The 17,283-nt window shown below is 67.4% G+C and carries 12 protein-coding genes; 7 read left to right on the top strand and 5 right to left on the bottom strand.

What is annotated here, in order from left to right:
- Positions 1-58 precede the first annotated feature (58 nt).
- Positions 59-3,862, bottom strand: a complete 3,804-nt coding sequence (locus tag AC3ZI9_RS10040) for a multifunctional oxoglutarate decarboxylase/oxoglutarate dehydrogenase thiamine pyrophosphate-binding subunit/dihydrolipoyllysine-residue succinyltransferase subunit (protein ID WP_444555458.1) — start codon at positions 3,860-3,862, stop codon at positions 59-61.
- A gap of 457 nt (positions 3,863-4,319) precedes the next feature.
- Between AC3ZI9_RS10040 and AC3ZI9_RS10035 the strand changes: the two genes are divergently transcribed.
- The 4 genes from AC3ZI9_RS10035 to AC3ZI9_RS10020 all read left to right on the top strand — a co-directional run bounded on the left by AC3ZI9_RS10035 (position 4,320) and on the right by AC3ZI9_RS10020 (position 8,551).
- Complete coding sequence (locus AC3ZI9_RS10035) at positions 4,320-5,642, top strand: hemolysin family protein (RefSeq protein WP_444555457.1); 1,323 nt, start codon at positions 4,320-4,322, stop codon at positions 5,640-5,642.
- Entirely contained in the window at positions 5,639-6,730 is a 1,092-nt protein-coding gene (locus tag AC3ZI9_RS10030; RefSeq protein ID WP_444555456.1) for a hemolysin family protein, read from the top strand. Before AC3ZI9_RS10035 ends, AC3ZI9_RS10030 begins: the two co-directional genes overlap by 4 nt.
- A gap of 82 nt (positions 6,731-6,812) precedes the next feature.
- Positions 6,813-7,673, top strand: a complete 861-nt coding sequence (locus tag AC3ZI9_RS10025) for a metal ABC transporter ATP-binding protein (protein ID WP_444555455.1) — start codon at positions 6,813-6,815, stop codon at positions 7,671-7,673.
- Positions 7,670-8,551 (top strand): metal ABC transporter permease, encoded by an 882-nt coding sequence (locus AC3ZI9_RS10020; RefSeq protein WP_444555454.1) that lies wholly within the window; start codon positions 7,670-7,672, stop codon positions 8,549-8,551. The genes AC3ZI9_RS10025 and AC3ZI9_RS10020 overlap by 4 nt, the downstream gene beginning before the upstream one ends.
- Here the strand turns inward: AC3ZI9_RS10020 and AC3ZI9_RS10015 are convergent.
- The gene (locus AC3ZI9_RS10015) at positions 8,548-8,988 is read right to left on the bottom strand and encodes a Fur family transcriptional regulator (protein WP_444555453.1); all 441 of its coding nucleotides are present in this window, start codon (positions 8,986-8,988) and stop codon (positions 8,548-8,550) included. The two genes, AC3ZI9_RS10020 and AC3ZI9_RS10015, sit on opposite strands and share 4 nt — an antisense overlap.
- Positions 8,989-9,113: 125 nt before the next feature.
- On the opposite strand from AC3ZI9_RS10015, the gene AC3ZI9_RS10010 reads away from it, so the two are divergent.
- Positions 9,114-9,776 carry an MBL fold metallo-hydrolase gene (locus AC3ZI9_RS10010; RefSeq protein WP_444555452.1) on the top strand — a complete coding sequence of 221 codons (663 nt, stop codon included), beginning with the start codon at positions 9,114-9,116 and terminating at the stop codon, positions 9,774-9,776.
- Between the two features lie 20 nt (positions 9,777-9,796).
- Here the strand turns inward: AC3ZI9_RS10010 and map are convergent, their stop codons facing one another.
- Positions 9,797-10,564 (bottom strand): type I methionyl aminopeptidase, encoded by a 768-nt coding sequence (map, locus tag AC3ZI9_RS10005; protein ID WP_444555451.1) that lies wholly within the window; start codon positions 10,562-10,564, stop codon positions 9,797-9,799.
- Between the two features lie 65 nt (positions 10,565-10,629).
- Positions 10,630-11,733 carry a PLP-dependent cysteine synthase family protein gene (locus AC3ZI9_RS10000; protein WP_444555450.1) on the bottom strand — a complete coding sequence of 368 codons (1,104 nt, stop codon included), beginning with the start codon at positions 11,731-11,733 and terminating at the stop codon, positions 10,630-10,632.
- 87 nt (positions 11,734-11,820) lie between these two features.
- Here AC3ZI9_RS10000 and AC3ZI9_RS09995 point away from each other — a divergent pair, with 87 nt between their 5' ends.
- Together AC3ZI9_RS09995 and AC3ZI9_RS09990 are read left to right on the top strand one after the other, a co-directional pair.
- Positions 11,821-12,660 carry a sulfurtransferase gene (locus AC3ZI9_RS09995; RefSeq protein WP_444555449.1) on the top strand — a complete coding sequence of 280 codons (840 nt, stop codon included), beginning with the start codon at positions 11,821-11,823 and terminating at the stop codon, positions 12,658-12,660.
- A 59-nt stretch (positions 12,661-12,719) separates the two neighbouring features.
- Positions 12,720-13,148, top strand: a complete 429-nt coding sequence (locus AC3ZI9_RS09990) for an HIT family protein (RefSeq protein ID WP_444555474.1) — start codon at positions 12,720-12,722, stop codon at positions 13,146-13,148.
- Between the two features lie 72 nt (positions 13,149-13,220).
- On the opposite strand, the gene hrpA is transcribed toward AC3ZI9_RS09990, so the two are convergent.
- Positions 13,221-17,216 (bottom strand): ATP-dependent RNA helicase HrpA, encoded by a 3,996-nt coding sequence (hrpA, locus tag AC3ZI9_RS09985; protein WP_444561840.1) that lies wholly within the window; start codon positions 17,214-17,216, stop codon positions 13,221-13,223.
- Between the last annotated feature and the right edge of the window lie 67 nt (positions 17,217-17,283).

Raw genomic sequence — 17,283 nt, 5'->3', positions numbered from 1 at the left:
ACCGAAGGGCGGGACGTACGGTCCCGCCCTTCGGCTGATGCGTTCGTTCGTCCGTCGGCTACTTCCCGAAGGAGTGCTGCAGGAGTTCGGCCAGCTCCACCTCGTGGCGCTTATGCGAACCGGTCGACGTGGCCGCCGACGCCGTACGTGAGACCAACTCCACCGGACGGTCCAGCTCCGGGGCCAGGTTCAAGCCGATGAACGGCCAGGGACCCTGGTTCGCCGGCTCGTCCTGGGTCCAGTAGAGCTTGGCGTTGGGGTACTTGGCCAGTTCGGCATTGATCTGCCCGACCGGCAGCGGGTAGAGCTGCTCGATGCGGATGATCGCCGTCTTCTCGTCGCCGGCCTTCTTGCGGGCCGATTCCAGATCGTAGTACAGCCGACCGGAGACCATCAGCACCCGCTCGACCTCCTGGCCCTTCAGGTCCAGGACATCGGGGATGACCTCCTGGAACCCGCCCTGGGTGAAGTCCTCCACCGAGCAGGCGGCGGCCTTCAGGCGCAGCAGCTGCTTCGGGGTGAAGATGATCAGTGGCTTGCGCGGACGGGTGTACGCCTGGCGCCGCAGCAGGTGGAAGTGGTTGGCGCCGTTGGACGGGTTGGCCACGATCAGGTTCTCTTCGGCGCACATCAGCAGGAAGCGCTCGATGCGTGCCGAGGAGTGGTCGGGGCCCTGCCCCTCGTAGCCGTGCGGCAACATGAGCACGAGCGAGGACCGCTGGCCCCACTTCTGCTCGGCGGAGGAGATGAACTCGTCGATGATGGTCTGGGCGCCGTTGACGAAGTCGCCGAACTGCGCTTCCCACAACACCAGGGCATCCGGGCGTTCGACCGAGTAGCCGTATTCGAAGCCCATCGCGGCGAATTCGCTCAGCAGCGAATCGTAGAACCAGATCTTGGACTGGTCCTCGGAGAGGCTGCGCAGCGGCATCCACTCGTCGCCGGTCTTGCGGTCGTGGAAGACCGAGTGGCGCTGGACGAAGGTGCCACGGCGTGAATCCTGGCCGGACAGACGCACCGGGATGCCTTCCATGGACAGGGCGCCGAAGGCGGCGATCTCGGCGAAGCCCCAATCGATCCCGCCTTCGCGGGACATCGTGTCCCGACGCTCCAGCAGGGCCTTGAGCTTGGGGTGGATGGTGAAGCCCTCGGGGATCTTCAGGTGGGCCGCACCCACTGCCGCGAGCGCCTCGGCGGAGATGGCCGTCTTGACCGGGCTCGTGGACGGGGCGTCCTCGAGCTGCGAGGTCGGCAGCTCCAGGTCGTTGACCGAGGCGTCGCTGGAGTTCACGACCGGGATCGGGGAGGTCTGGGCTTCATGTGTTTCCGTGAAGACCCGTTCCAGCCGGCCCTGGTAGTCGCGCAGCGCCTGATCGGCCTCGTCCTGGGTGATGTCGTTACGTCCGACCAGCGCCTCGGTGTAGAGCTTGCGGGTCGAGCGCTTGTTTTCGATGAGGTTGTACATCATCGGCTGCGTCATCGACGGGTCGTCGCCCTCGTTGTGGCCACGGCGGCGGTAGCAAACGAGGTCGATGACCACGTCCTTGTTGAACTTCTGCCGGTACTTGAACGCCAGCTGGGCGACCCGGACCACTGCCTCGGGATCGTCCCCGTTGACGTGGAAGACCGGCGCCTGGATGATCTTGGCGGCATCGGTGGAGTAGACCGAGGAACGCGAGGCAGTCGGGGAGGTGGTGAAACCGACCTGGTTGTTGACCACCACGTGGATGGTTCCGCCGGTGCGGTACCCGCGCAGCTGGGACAGGTTCAGGGTCTCGGAGACCACGCCCTGCCCGGCGAAGGCGGCATCGCCGTGGATGAGGATCGGCAGGACGCTGAAGCCGGTGGATTCGGTGCCGTGGTCCAGACGGTCCTGCTTGGCCCGCACGATGCCCTCGAGCACCGGGTCGACGGCTTCCAGGTGCGAGGGGTTCGCCGCCAGGTAGACGCGGGTCTCGTTGCCGTTGTCGGAGGTGAACTTGCCTTCGGTGCCCAGGTGGTATTTCACGTCACCGGACCCCTGGACGGAGCGGGGATCCTGCGTTCCCTCGAATTCGCGGAAGACCTGCGCGTAGGTCTTGCCGGCGATGTTGGTCAACACGTTGAGGCGACCACGGTGGGCCATGCCGATGCCCACTTCGTCCATGCCCTGGTCCGCGGCGTCGGACATGATGCCATCGAGCAGCGGAATCAGGGATTCGCCGCCTTCGAGCGAGAAGCGCTTCTGGCCGACGAACTTGGTCTGCAGGAACGTCTCGAAGGCCTCGGCGGCATTGAGGCGGCCCATGATGCGGAACTGCTCGTCGCGGCTGGGCTTGGTGTATTCATGCTCCATCTCGTCCTGGAACCACTTGCGTTCCTCGGGATTCTGGATGTGCATGTATTCGATGCCGGTGGTGCGGCAGTAGGAGTCGCGCAGCACGCCGAGGATCTTGCGTAGGGTCAGGCGGTCGGCGCCGCCGAAACCACCGGTGACCCATTCGCGTTCCAGATCCCATAGCGTCAGGCCGTAGGTGCGGATGTCCAGGTCGGGGTGGCGGCGCTGGACGTACTCCAGCGGGTTGATGTCCGCCATCAGGTGCCCGCGGACGCGGTAGGCGTGGATGAGCTGCTGGATGCGGGCGATCTTATTGACCTGGAGATCGACGTCGACCTGGTTGTCCACGACCCAGCGCACCGGCTCGTAGGGGATGCGCAGGGCTTCGAAGATCTCGTCGTAGAAGCCTTGCTCACCGAGCAGCAGCGATTCGACCAGCCGCAGGAACTCGCCGGAGCCTGCGCCTTGGATGACGCGGTGGTCATAGGTCGAGGTCAGGGTGATGACCTTGCCGATGCCCTGCATCGCCACGGTCTTTTCGCTGGCGCCACGGAATTCCGCGGGGTATTCCAGGGCGCCGACACCGACGATGGTGGCCATGCCCTTGGAGAGGCGGGGCACGGAGTGGACGGTGCCGATGCCGCCGGGGTTGGTCAGCGAGACCGTGGTCCCGGCATAGTCGTCGGCGGTCAGCTTATTGCCGCGCGCCCGCTGGATCAGGTCCTCGTAGGTGTTCCAGAACTCCGAGAAGTTCAGGGTCTCGGCCTTCTTGATGTTCGGGACCGCGAGCATCCGGGAGCCGTCGGGCTTGGGGATGTCGATGGCGATGCCGAAACCCACGTGGGCCGGCTGCACCGAGGAGGGCTTGCCGTCCACCTCGCGGTAGCTCACGTTCTGCGAGGGGAAGAGCTTCAGGGCGCGGATGACGGCGAAGCCGATGATGTGGGTGAAGGAGACCTTGCCACCACGGGCCCGGGCCAGGTGGCTGTTGATGACGATGCGGTTGTCGATGAGGGCCTTGGCCGGCACGGCACGCACGGTGGTGGCCGTCGGGACCTCGAGGGAGGCCTCCATGTTCTTGGCGATGGCCTTGGCCGGTCCACGCAGCGGCTTCACGACGTCTTCTTCGGGCTGCTGCTCCCCGGCGCTGGACTTGGGCAGTTCGGCGGGGATCGGGGAGGCCTTCGGGGCGGGATCCGCGGGTTTGGCCTTCGGGGTCTCGGGGGTGTCCTTGGGCGTGTCACCGGAGGTGGTGGCCGTGGAGGGGGCGTCCGCCCCGGTCTTCTGCTCCGCGGGGGCCTCGGTCACCCGGGCCGAGGAAGCAGCCCGGGGGCTGGGGGAGGAGCCGGTCTTGGCCGGGGCCTTCTGGGCGGGGGCGGAGTCCTGGGCGGCGGGGCGTCCCGAGGAATCAAACGAATCGAAAATGCTCCACCACTTTTTGTCCACGGAGTTCCTGTCCCGCAGATACTGCTGGTAGAGCTCCTCGACGAGCCACTCGTTCCCGCCGAACTCCTCGGTCAGTCGGTGGTGTGGTTGATCTGGCACGATTACGCCTCTTCTCCCTGATTGCCTCGTCGCTGGTCCCGATCGTGTCCGGGCCGGTCCTCCGGCTTTGCCTTGGACCTCTGGCCAGTCTAATGACTTTCCGCGCGGCGTTGCCAATCAGACGCGGCCTGTCCTGAATGGATGTGTTCCCCGTCATGACGGGCGTCGGTGCCCCGACGGACGGGCCACGGGCCAGGACACCGCTCCCGGCGGAGATGTCCTCGCGGGCGTGGGTGCGATTCTGTAGACTGGAACCCTTATGGACAGCCACTCAGTGTGCCGGCCTGTCGCGTCCACGCGCAGCGCCGGCTCAAACCGTCTCAGCATGCCCAGCTCATCGGCCGGCTCATCGGAGCCTTCCAGACCGGGTTCCCCCGAACCGATGAAACCCACCTACCGCGCATCCCGCCGTCGTGCCGTGATGCCCGTGCGGGGAACGACGGCGGTGAGCACGTAGGTGGAATGGATCTTCCTGGCGCTCGGCCTGCTCCTGATCGCCGGGACCGGGTTCTTCGTCGCCGTTGAATTCTCCCTCGTCGCCTTGGACCAGAGCACGGTGCAGCGCTCGGTGGCCGACGGCGAACGCGGTGCGGAACCGCTCATGCGTTGCCTGAAGTCACTGTCCACGCAACTCTCGTCCTGCCAACTGGGGATCACGCTGACCACGTTGCTGACCGGCTTCGTGATGGAACCCTCGGTCGGGCGGCTGCTGACCCCGGTCCTGGAGGCCGCGGGGCTCGGTGCGGGCGCCGCCCCGGTATCCCTGGTGGTCGCCATGATCTTCGCCACCGTGCTTTCCATGCTGGTCGGGGAACTGATCCCCAAGAACCTGGCCATTGCCCGCGCCCTGGGCATCGGCCGGGCCATTGCCCGGCCCCAGCTGGTGTTCACCACCGTCTTCAAGCCAGCCATCGTGGTGCTCAACGGCTTCTCCAACAAGGTCCTGCACACCGTGGGGCTGGAGGCGAAGGAGGAGATCTCCGGGGCCCGCAGCCCGGCGGAACTGAATTCGCTGGTCCGCCGCTCGGCCGAAATGGGCACCTTGGACGGCGACACCGCCCGATTCCTCTCCCGCACCCTGCGCTTCTCGGAACGCTCGGCCGCCGACGTGATGACCCCGCGCATCCGCATGGAGACCGTCGAACTGGACGAACCGCTGGAGGACGTCATCGAAACGGCCCGCCGCACCGGCTATTCACGGTTCCCGGTGATCGGCGATTCCGCCGACGACGTCGAAGGGGTCTGCCACGTGAAGAAGGCCGTCGCGGTGCCGCGGCATAAGCGGGCGGGCCTGGTGGCGGCGACCGTCATGGAGGAGATCATGTCGGTCCCCAAGACCGTGCACCTGGATTCGCTGATCGCCGATCTGCGCGAGGCCAACCAACAGGTGGCCATGGTGTTGGACGAATACGGCGGAACCGCCGGCATGGTCACCCTGGAGGACCTGGTCGAGGAGATCGTCGGCGAAGTCACCGATGAACACGACAGGACCCAACCGGGGGTGCTGGTTTCGGCCACGGGCCGCTGGCATTTCCCCGCCCTGTTGCGTCCGGACGAACTCGGGGACCAGGTCCCCGGGCTGAAGATCCCCGACGACCCCGCCTATGAAACCGTCGGCGGCTACGTCATGGCCATGCTCGGACGGATCCCCGCCGTCGGCGATTTCGTCGATACCGGCAACGGGGAGCTGTTCGTGGAGGCGATGGACGGCCGCCGGGTGGACCGGCTGAGCTTCGAGGCCTCCGAGGACGAGGACCAGGAAGGGGGGCAGGAGCAGTGAATCCCTGGCTTGGAATCATGTGGCTCATCATCCTGCTGCTGGGCAATGCCTTCTTCGTGGCCTCCGAATTCGCGGTCATGACCGCCCGGCGCAGCCAGATCGAACCCTTGCTCGACAACGGGGTGAAGCGGGCCCGTTCGGCACTGTTCGCCATGGAACACGTCTCCTTGATGCTGGCGGTCTGCCAATTGGGCATCACCGTCTGCTCGTTGCTGATCCTCAACGTCGCCGAACCGGCGATCCACCATCTGTTTGCCGGGCCGCTGGAGGCGCTGGGCGTGCCGGTCCCGGTGGCCGATACCACCGCGTTCGTGATCGCCTTGCTCATCGTGACCTTCCTGCACGTCACGTTCGGGGAGATGGTGCCCAAGAACATCTCGGTCTCCGTGGCGGATCGGGCCGTGCTGCTGCTGGCACCGCCGCTGATCTTCCTGTCCCGGATCCTGCACCCGGTCGTCTACTCGTTGAACTGGCTGGCCAACCATGCGCTGAAATTGATGCGGGTCGAGCCTCAGGACGAAGTGACCAGTTCCTTCACCCTCGAAGAGGTCCACTCCATCGTCCAGGAATCGACCCGGTCCGGCCTGGTCGAGGACGGCAGCGGGATCATCCATGGGGCCCTGGAGTTCTCCGATTACACCGCCGAGACCTCGATGGTTCCGCTGCACGAGGTCGTCACCCTGTCCCAGGAGACGACGCCGGCCCAATTCGAAAAGGCCGTCGGACGGACGGGATTCTCCCGGTTCGTGATCACCGACGCCCAGGAGAACCTCGCCGGGTACCTGCACCTGAAGGACGTCATGTCCATCCCGCAGTCCCGCTACGACCAGCCGATCCCGGTCACCCGCCTGCGCAACCTGGCCAATCTGGGCGCCGAGGTCGAGGTCGAGGATGCGCTGGGGGTCATGCAGCGCACCGGATCCCACCTGGCCCGGGTCAACGATGCCGCCGGCAACACGCTGGGGATCCTGTTCCTCGAGGACGTCCTGGAGCAGCTGGTCGGGGAGATCAACGATTCAAACGAACGCCGCGGGATCCGTCGCTTCAACCAACAAGCCGATAATGAAAATGAGTCTCATTTGGGTTAGGGTTGGATGCGTGCCGTGACACCGCCGACGGGCGGCGCGGCTCCCCTCCGCCAGCCACCCCCACCCTCCAGGAAGGCCGCCCGTGCCACCGAACAGCCAGCCCGATACGACACCGGCGGTGACCTTGCGGGGCGCCGGCCTGGACTTCGGCCCGCGGAGGCTCTTCAGCGGGCTGGACCTGGAGGTCCAGCCGGGGGAGTTCCTGGCCGTGCTCGGGCCCAACGGGGCCGGTAAATCCACCCTGCTCAAGGTGCTGCTGGGGCTGCAGGAACTGAGTACCGGCAGCGTGGAGATCAGCGGACGCCCGGTCACCCGGGGCTCGCGCACCATCGGCAGCATCCCCCAGCAACGCGGGTTTCCCCCCGATACGGCCTTGCGTGCCCGGGATCTGGTGGCCCTGGGCGTGGACGGGCACCGCTGGGGCCCACGGATCTTCCACCGCCGGGAGATCAACGCCCGGGTCGATGAGCTCCTCGAGCGGGTCGGGGCGACCGCCTATGCCGACCGTCCCGTGGGGCTGCTCTCCGGAGGGGAGCAGCAGCGCTTGCGTGCCGCCCAGGCCTTGGCCGGGAACCCCGAACTCCTGCTGTGCGATGAACCGCTGCTGTCGCTGGATCTGAACCACCAGCAGGCGGTGTCCGCCCTGATCCACCGGCAGGCCTGCGACCAGGGCAGCGCCGTCGTCTTCGTCACCCACGAGATCAACCCGATCCTGCAATATGTGGACCGGGTGCTCTATCTGGCCGGCGGGCGGTTCCACGTCGGCACCCCGGAAGAGGTCATGCGCTCCGAGGTCCTCTCCGAGTTGTACTCCAGCCCGATCGAGGTCTTCCGCAGCAACGGACGCATCGTGGTGGTCGGGATGCCCGAAACCCTGAGCCACCACCATCCCTCCGACGCCGAACCGGCGTCGACGACCAGCAGGGACGGGGGCCGGGCATGAACGCGCACGACATCTGGCAGACGATCTTCAGCTTCGAGAACTATGCCGAACTGCTGCCCCTGGTTTCCAACTCGATCATTGCCGGGGCGATCCTGGGCCTGGTCGGCGGACTCGTGGGCGTCTTCGTGATGACCCGGGACATGGCCTTCGCCGTCCACGGGATCGCCGAACTGTCCTTCGCCGGGGCCGCCTTCGCCCTGCTCATCGGGGCCAATGTGGTGGCCGGCTCCCTGGTGGGCAGCATCGCGGCGTCCCTGGTGCTCGGGCTCATGGGCGCCAACGCGCGGGACCGCAACTCCATCATCGGGATCCTCATGCCCTTCGGGCTGGGGTTGGGCATCCTGTTCCTGTCCCTCTACGAGGGGCGCAGCGCCAATAAGTTCGGCTTGCTCACCGGCCAGATCGTCGCCGTGGACTCCGTCCAGCTGGGGGTCCTGGCGGTGTGCTCGGTCGTGGTGATCGTGGGCCTGCTGATCATCTGGCGTCCATTGATGTTCGTCAGTGTCGATCCCTCGGTCGCCGCTGCCCGGGGGATCCCCGCCGGCCGGCTCTCGGTGGTGTTCATGCTGTTACTCGGACTCGCGGTGGCCCTGTCCATCCAGGTCGTCGGGGCCCTGCTGGTGCTCAGCCTGCTGATCACCCCGGCCGCCGCCGCGATCCGCGTGACCGCGCGCCCGGGCCTGACGGTGGCGCTGAGCATCGTGTTCGCGATGACCAGCGTGGTCGGGGGCATCATGCTCGCCCTGGCCGGACGCTTGCCGATCAGCCCCTACGTGACCACCATTTCCTTCGCGATCTACGTGGTGTGCCGGGTCATCGACTGGCGCCGTTCACGGGTGCGGCGGATCCAGGAAGCGGCACCGCAACTCGCAGCCTAGGCGCCGTCGGCTCCCTGCCGGTTGAGCGTGCACTCGGGGCAGTAGCCGTAGATCTCCACGGTGTGGGAGGCCTCCGTGAAACCGTGCTCGGCGGCGACCCGGGCCGCCCAGGTCTCCACGGCGGGAGCCTGGACCTCGACCCCCTTGCCGCAGGTCCGGCAGACCAGGTGATGGTGGTGGGTCTCGGCCTCGCAGCGGCGGTAGGCGGCCTCGCCCTCGCCGGATCGTACGACGTCGAGCAGCCCGTCCTCGGCCATGGACTGCAGGATCCGGTAGACGGTGGCCAACGAGACCTTATCGCCCTGGTCCTGAAGCAGACGGTGGAGTTCCTGGGCGGAGACGAAGTCCTCCAACCGGCCCATGGCGGCCTCGACGGCGAGCCGCTGCTTGGTGACACGCTGTTCCCGCCCGCGCTTGGGGACGATCTTCTCCGACATGCGTTGCTGTGCTCCTGGAGTCTTGCTTCGGGCCCGACGTGAGGGGTCCTGGGTCGACCGGACGGGCCGCGGACGACTGGAAGAAACAGCTTATCAGCGCGGCGGCGGCGAACTAGGGTGGGGGCATGAAGCTCATCAAACACGGACATGCCTGCATCCGCCTGGAAAAGGGATCACGCGTCATGGTCATCGACCCCGGAACATTCACCGACGTGCCGGCGGCCCTGGCCGGTGCCGAAGCCATCCTGGTGACCCACGAGCACGCCGACCATCTCGACGCGGCGGCCGTCCTGCCGATCGTGGACCGCACCGCAGGGGTGCATGTCTACGCCCCGCGGGAGGTGGTCGATCAACTGCTGGCCCACCCGGCACTCGGGGCGGCGGGGGACAGGATCCACGTGCTGGCCCCCGACGACGTCCGGCAGATCGCCGGGTTCGACGTCCGGGTCTTCGGCGGCCAGCATGCGCTGATCCACCCGCAGATCCCCGTGGTCGCCAATCTGGGGTACCTCGTCGACGGGAACCTGTACCACCCGGGAGACTCGTTCATCGTCCCGAACGGGGTCACGGTGCAGACCCTGCTGGTGCCGCTGCATGCCCCGTGGTCGAAGCTGGCCGAGGTCGTGGACTTCGTGGTGTCGGTCCGGCCGGCCCATGCCTACCCGATCCACGACGGGCTGCTCAACGAGAGGGGGCTGGGGATGATGACCGGGCATGTCACCCGGTTCGGGGCCCGGTACGGCACCGAATTCGAGTACCTGCAGGTCGGGGAGTCCCGCGAGGCCTGAGCGGCCGGGCCCCGGAGCGGCTAGGGCAGGGTCAGGATCCGGGCTCCGTCCTCGGTGATCGCAATCGTGTGTTCGGTATGGGCGGTCCGGCACCCCGTTGCGCTGCGCAACGTCCAGCCATCGGCGTCGGTCACGAGCTGTGAGGTATCTGCCATGACCCACGGCTCCAGAGCGAGCAGCAAGCCGGGCCGGAGCCTGTAGCCCCGGCCGGGGCGCCCGGTATTGGGGACATGCGGGTCCTGGTGCATGGTCGAGCCGATGCCGTGGCCCCCGAATTCGACGTTGATCTGGTATCCGGCCCGGTCCAGAACGGTGCCGATGGCATGGGAGACATCGCCGAGGCGGACCCCGGGGCCTGCCGCGGCAATGCCGGCGGCCAGGGCCGCCTCGGTGGCATCGATCATCGCGACGCTTTCGGCGGGGCGTGAAGAACCCACCACGAAGCTGATGGCCGCATCCGCTGCCACCCCGTCCAGGATGAGGGCCAGATCCAGTGTCAGCAGGTCCCCGTCGGCCAGGGCGTAGTCGTGGGGCAGGCCGTGGAGGACCGCATCGTTGACCGCGGTGCAGATGTAGTGGCCGAAGGGTCCGCGTCCGAAGGACGGCGCATAGTCGACATAGCAGGACCGGGCCCCGGCCTCGGTGATCATCTGCCGGGTCCACCGGTCGATGTCCAGCAGGTTCGTCCCCACGGTGGTCCGGCGTTTCATGGTCTGCAGGATCCTGGCGACCAGGGCGCCGCTGGTCCGGGCCCGGGTTAGCTGGCTGTGGTTCAGGATTTCGATCATGCGGCACTTCTTCCGACTCAGGAGGGTGGGCCAAGAACCAGCCCGGGTCATTCTACGCCGGGATCCTACGGTTCCACCCAGTCGCCGCCGGCGAGGAAGGCCTCGATGACCCCTTCATAGGGGGTGGTGTCGATGCCCGCGCGGTGAAGCCATCCGGGGTCGTAATGTGATCCGGCATAGCGTTCGGCGCCGTCGCAGATCAGTGAGACGACCGATCCTTGCTGTCCGGCGGCCCGCATCCGCGCCACCAGACGCCAGATCTGCCACATGTTCGTTCCCGTGGACGGTCCGGCGTGCAGCCCCGCCCATCCGGAGAGATGGCGCATTGCGGCCACCGAGGCGCCGTCGGGCACGGTCTGGACCAGATCGATCACCGAGGGCACGAAGCTGGGTTCGGGCGACGGCCGGCCGATGCCCTCGATCCGGCTCGGGGTCCCGGTCACAGCCGCCGGGTCACCGCCGTCGTTCCAGGCTTGCCAGGCCGGCAGGAAGGCCGAGCCCTCGGGGTCGCCGACGGCCAACCGGCTCTGATGCTGGTGGTAGCGGATGTAGCGGCCCAAAGTGGCGCTGGTGCCCCCCGTCCCGGCCCCGGCCACGACCCAGGCGGGCACCGGATGCGGTTCGAGTTCGAGCTGGGAGAAGATCGATTCGGCGATGTTGTTGTTCCCGCGCCAGTCGGTGGCCCGTTCGGCGTAGGTGAACTGGTCCATGTAGTGTCCACCGGTTTCGGCAGCCAATCGGCGTGCCTCGGCGTCGACCGCCGAGGCCTCTTCGATCAGGTGGCAGGTCCCGCCCAGCTCACGGATCAGGTCGATCTTCTGCTCCGACGTCGTTGCGGCGACCACGGCCACGAAGGGCAAGCCCAACAGCCGGGCGAAATACGCCTCGGAGACCGCGGTGCTCCCGCTGGAGGATTCCACGATGGTGGTCCGCTCGGTGATCCATCCGTTGACCAGCCCGTAGAGGAACAAGGACTTCGCCAGGCGGTGCTTCAACGAGCCCGAGCGGTGGGTGGACTCGTCCTTCAGGTAGAGCTCGATGCCCCAAACCACCGGCAGGCCGATCCGGTGCAGGTGCGTATCCGCCGAGCGGGCGGTATCGGCTTCCAGGGCCAGGACGGCCTGGTTGACCCAAGCCCGTCCGGCAGGCGGCGGTAGTGTTGGCAGCATCGTTGAATCCACCCGTCCAGCCTACCCGGGCCCGCTTCGGCGGCCGCCCCGGAGCCGGCGGCGGGGCATGAGGGAGGAAGTTCCGACATGGACGTCTTGATCACCACCGAGGCCCTGGCCGCCCGGATCGCCGCCGGGCAGCGCACCGTCATCCTGGATGTCCGGTGGGCGTTGGGTTCGACCACGGGGGAGGAGGACCACCTGGCCGGGCATATCCCGGGGGCCGTGTATGTGGACCTGGAGACCGAGCTGGCGGCCCCTGCCCGCCCGCAAGCCGGTCGCCACCCCCTGCCTGAACCCGCAGCCTTCGCCGCCGCCACCTCCCGCTGGGGGATCGACCCCGGCGATACCGTGGTGGTCTACGACGCCGTGGGCGGGCTGTCGGCGGCGCGGGCCTGGTGGCTGCTGCGGGACGCCGGACTGGCCGAGGTGTTCCTGCTCGACGGCGGATGGGCCGCCTGGCCGGCGGCCGGCGGGGAGGTCGCCACCGGGCCGGTCACCCCGCTACCGGGACGCTGGGTCCCGCACCCCGGGTCGCTGCCGGTCCTGGATGCCGACGGCGCGGCGGCCTTCCCCTCCACCGGGGTCCTGCTCGACGCCCGGGCCGGTGAACGCTTCCGCGGGGAAACCGAACCGGTGGACCCACGCCCCGGGCACATCCCCGGGGCCCTGAACGCCCCCACCGCAGCGAACCTGGACGCGGACAGCAGATTCTTGTCGGCGGAAGCCCTGCGGGAGAAGTTCGCCGCCCTGGGCCCGGCAGCAGGAGGCCCACCGGTAGCCGTCTACTGCGGCTCCGGGGTCACCGCCGCCCACGAGATCGCCGCCCTGGCGATCGCCGGGATCGACGCGGCCCTGTATCCGGGCTCGTATTCGCAGTTTTCCTCCGACCCCGCCCGGGAGGTGGCCACCGGCCCCACCGGCTGACTGGCCCGGGGCCGAGCAGGCCAAGTAGATTCGTGACCACTACCGAAGAGAGGGACACCATGAGCACGCTGTTCAGCAAGATCATCAACGGGGAGTTGCCGGGACGATTCGTCTGGAAGGATCCCGACGTCGTCGCGTTCCTGTCGATCGGACCGATCACCGACGGTCACACCCTGGTGGTGCCGCGCCAGGAGGTCGACGACTGGACCGATATCGAACCCGAGCTGCTCAATAAGCTCAACGCGGTCGCCCGGGTCGTGGGGCGGGCCCAGAAGCGGGCCTTCGGCTCCGAACGAGCCGGCCTGATGGTCGCCGGCTTCGAGGTCCCCCATCTGCACGTGCACGTCTGGCCGACGAACTCGCTGGCCGACTTCGACCTCTCCCGGGCCGATACCGACCCGAAGGAAGCCCACCTGGACGACAATGCCGAACGACTGCGCACCGCACTGCGCGAGGACGGGCATACCGATATGGTGCCGAACCAGTAATCCCGGCCCGCAGTCCCGCCGTCGTCCCTGCCGCGGGGACGACGGCGGGGACGGGCCTTTCGGACCGGCCGGTTAGCTGGTGGTGGCCTGGCGCAAGGCGGTCCGCACCCGCTTCTCCGAGACCGAATAGGCGGTGCCCAGTTCCTGGGCGAACATGCTCACCCGCAACTCCTCGAGCATCCACTTGATCCGGGCCAGGGGCGCGGGGATCCGTGCCCCGGCAGGCACCGCGGCCCGGGCGGCATCGTATTCATCCTCCAACGCCTGGATCGCCAGCATCGCCTGGTGGTCCCGCGCCACGTTCCCGGCCTCCAACTTATCCAGACGCTTGCCGATCGCCTCCAGATAGCGGGGCAGCTGGGAGAGGTGGGCGTAGCCGGTCCCGGCGACGAAGCCCGGGTAGACCAGGTTCTCCACCTGGCTGCGGATATCGGCCAGCGCGTTCACCAGTGCCAGCGAGGAGGCCTTGGAGACCCGTTGGTCCACGCGGCGGGCCCCGGAGAGGACGCGTTCGACGATGGCGGTGACCTTGAAGACCGTGTCGATCAGCTCGGCCCGCACCGACTCGAACAGGGCATCGAACTCCGCCTTGCTGAAGGGCAGTTCCTCAGGGACCAGCCGGTCCAGGGCCGCCAGCGTGCAGTCGGCGATCAGCTTCTCCACCGAACCGTGGGGGTTCTGCGTGAAGACCAGCTTCTCCTGGTTGTTCAGGTGCTCCAATACGTACTTGGCCGGGGAGGGGACCTGAAGCAGCAGCAGCCGGATCACCCCGCCCCGATGGGCCGTGAGCTGTTCATCCTCGTTGCGGAACACCGTCAGCGACACCGTGTCCCCGGTATCGAGCAGACCGGGGAATGCGGTGACTTCCGCCCCCGCCACCGTGGTGCTGACCCGGCGCTCGATCCGGGCCCCGTCGCCGAGCCCTTCGGGCCAGGCGGTCAGCCCGGTCTGCTCCAGCGTCGGCGTCGGACGCTCCCGCGTGGTGGTGCCCGCCCGGCCCCGTCCGGGCCGGGGCGAGGTCCGGGCCCCACCGGTTCCGGCTCCGGAACCGCCCGAGGATTCCTTGCCGTGGCGTTGTTCGGCCTCGCGGGCCGCCGCCAGCAGGGCAGGCCCCGCGCTTCCCAACGAATCGGCCAGGGCCTGGCGGTTCTGCGTCGCCAGGGTTCGTTGCAGGGTGGGCAGGTCGGTGGATTCATCCAGGATCCGGGCCCTGGCATCCACGACCTGGAAAGTGGCCAACAGGTGCCCGGGGATCTTGGACCAGTCCCAGGATCCCGGCGGGATCACCACCCCGCGCATCCGACGCAACACCAGTTCCAGGGAGGGTTCGAGGTCATCGGTCGTGGGGTCGAAATCGGCATTCAGTGCGGTCACCGCCTGCCGGGCCACGTCGGGGGCCGGGACGAAGTTCTTGCGGATGGCCTTGGGCAGGGACTTGATCAAGGCGGTGACCAGTTCTTCGCGGAGACCGGGGATGAGCCAGCGGAAACGTTCGGGGTCCAGCTGGTTCAGGAACAACACGGGCACCCGCACGGTCAACCCGTCGGATTCACCGGCCGACGCGGCCGGGTTGAACTCGTAGGACAGCTCCAGTTCAAGGTCCCCGTGCTGCAGGGTCCGGGGGAAGTCCTCCTGGTTCAGTTCGTCCGCGTCGGCGTTGAAGAGTTCCTCCGGGTCGAAGTCCAGCAGGGTGGGCTCCTCCGCCCGCGCCTTCTTCCACCACCGGTCGAAGTGGCGTTCGGAGACGACGCCGGAACCGACCCGCTGATCGTAGAAATCGAAGAGGTCCTCGTCCGTGGCACCCAGATCACGCCGACGCATCCTGGTTTCGAGTTCGTCGATATCGGCCAGCAGGCGCCGGTTGCGTTGGAAGAACTTATGGTGGGTCTTCCAATCGCCTTCCACCAGGGCGTGCTGGATGAACAGCTCCCGGGCCACGACCGGATCGACGCGCCCATATTGGATGCGGCGCTGGGGGATGACGGTCAGACCGTAGAGGGTGGCCTTCTCGTAGCCCATGACCGAACCCATCTTCCGGGACCAGTGGGGTTCTGAATGCGAATACTTCAACAGGTGCTTGCCGACCTCCTCCACCCAGAGGGGATCGAAGCGGGCGTTGACCCGGGCCCAGAGCCTGCTGGTCTCCACCAGTTCGGCGGACATCACCCATTCGGGGTTCTTCTTGAACAAGGCCGAGCCGGGGAAGATGGAGAACCGGGTGCCGCGGGCGCCGGAATATTCGCGTTTGCGCTCATCCCAGGCACCGATGTGTCCGAGTAGGCCGGCCAGCAGGCTGGTGTGGATCTCCCGTTCCAGCCCTGCCGGGTCCACCGGCCCCGTCGACAGGGTGATGCCCAATGGTTTGGAGAGCTGGCGGAGCTGGGCGAAGAGGTCCTGCCATTCGCGCACCCGCATGTAGTTGATGAATTCCTTCTTGCAGAGCCTGCGGAACGCCGAGGAGGAGAGCTCCTTCTGCTTCTCCTGCAGGTAGGCGTAGAGGTTCAGGAACCCCGAGAAGTCCGAGGTCGAGTCGTCGAAGCGGCGGTGCAGGCCGATGGCATTGGCTCGTTGACCGGTGTCTTCGGAGGGGCGTTCGCGGGGGTCGCGGATGGTCAGGGCGGCGGCCAGGATCATGACCTCCTTGGCGCAGCCGCGCCGGCCTGCCTCCACGATCATCCGGCCCAACCGGACGTCGACGGGGAGCTGGCTGAGCTGCCGCCCGATCCTGGTGACCTTTGCCGAGGCCCCCTCCCCGACAGCGCCCAGTTCGCGCAAGAGTGAGACGCCGTCGTTCACGGCCTTGGAATCCGGGGGCTGGACGAAGTCGAAACCCGCGACGTCGCGGGGGGACTCCACGACCCCCATGGCGGACATCTGCAGGATCACCGCCGCCAGGTTGGTGCGCAGGATCTCAGGGTCGGTGAATTCGGGACGGGCCTCGAAGTCCTCCTGGGAGTAGAGCCGGATGGCGATGCCGTCGGAGACGCGGCCACAACGACCCGACCGCTGGTTCGCGCTGGCCTGGGAGACCCGTTCGATGGGCAGGCGCTGGACCTTCGTGCGGTGCGAATACCTTGAGATCCGGGCGGTCCCGGTATCGATGACGTATTTGATGCCCGGGACCGTCAGTGAAGTTTCGGCGACATTGGTCGCCAGTACCAGACGAGGGTTGGACCCCGGGTGGAAGACCTTGTGCTGTTCCTCCAGGGACAACCGGGCGAAGAGCGGCAGCACCTCGGTGCCTCTCAGCCGGGGGTTGGTCCGCACCCGGGCGCGTAGGGCCTCGGCGGCATCGCGGATCTCGCGCTCGCCGGAAAAGAAGATCAGGACGTCGCCCGGGGCTTCGGCCGCCAATTCGTCCACGGCATCGCAGACCGCGTCCAGCGGGTCCCGATCCTCGTCCGTGTCGTAGTCGTCGTCGTCCTCGCGCCCTTCGGCGGGATTCAGCGGACGGTAGCGCAGCTCCACCGGGAACGTGCGCCCGGAGACCTCGATGATGGGGGCCGGAACGATCTCCTCTCCGCCCTCGGAGGCGGGGGAGCCGAAGTGCGTGGCGAATTTCTCCGGGTCGATCGTCGCCGAGGTGATGATGACCTTCAGATCGGGACGCTTGGGCAGCAGCCGTTTGAGGTAGCCGAGCAGGAAGTCGATGTTCAGGCTGCGTTCGTGGGCCTCATCGATGATGATGGCGTTGTATTTACGCAGCAGCCGGTCATGCTGGATCTCCGCCAGCAGGATGCCATCGGTCATGACCTTGACCTGGGTGGACGCCGACACGTGTCCGGTGAACCTGACCTGGAAGCCGATCTCCGCCCCGAGCTCGACCCCGGTCTCCTCGGCGATGCGTTCGGCCACCGTACGGGCGGCCAGCCGGCGGGGTTGGGTGTGGCCGATCATCCCGCCCTCGCCCAAGCCCAGTTCCAACAGCATCTTGGGAAGCTGGGTGGTTTTGCCGGAGCCGGTTTCGCCGGCGATGACGACGATCTGGTGGTCGCGGATGGCTTCCATGATGTCGTCGCGGCGGGCGCTGACCGGAAGGGACTCGGGATAGGTGATCTTTACAGCCATGGTTGAACCAGTCTAAGGGGGTCCGCTCGACGACGGCGCCCAGCGGCCGTCCGATGCGCTTCCGGAA

The sequence above is a fragment of the Arthrobacter sp. AOP36-F1-5 genome, from assembly GCF_058137995.1.
The sequence above is the reverse complement of the archived record's forward strand: the minus strand, read 5'-3'. Positions and strand labels throughout refer to the sequence as shown.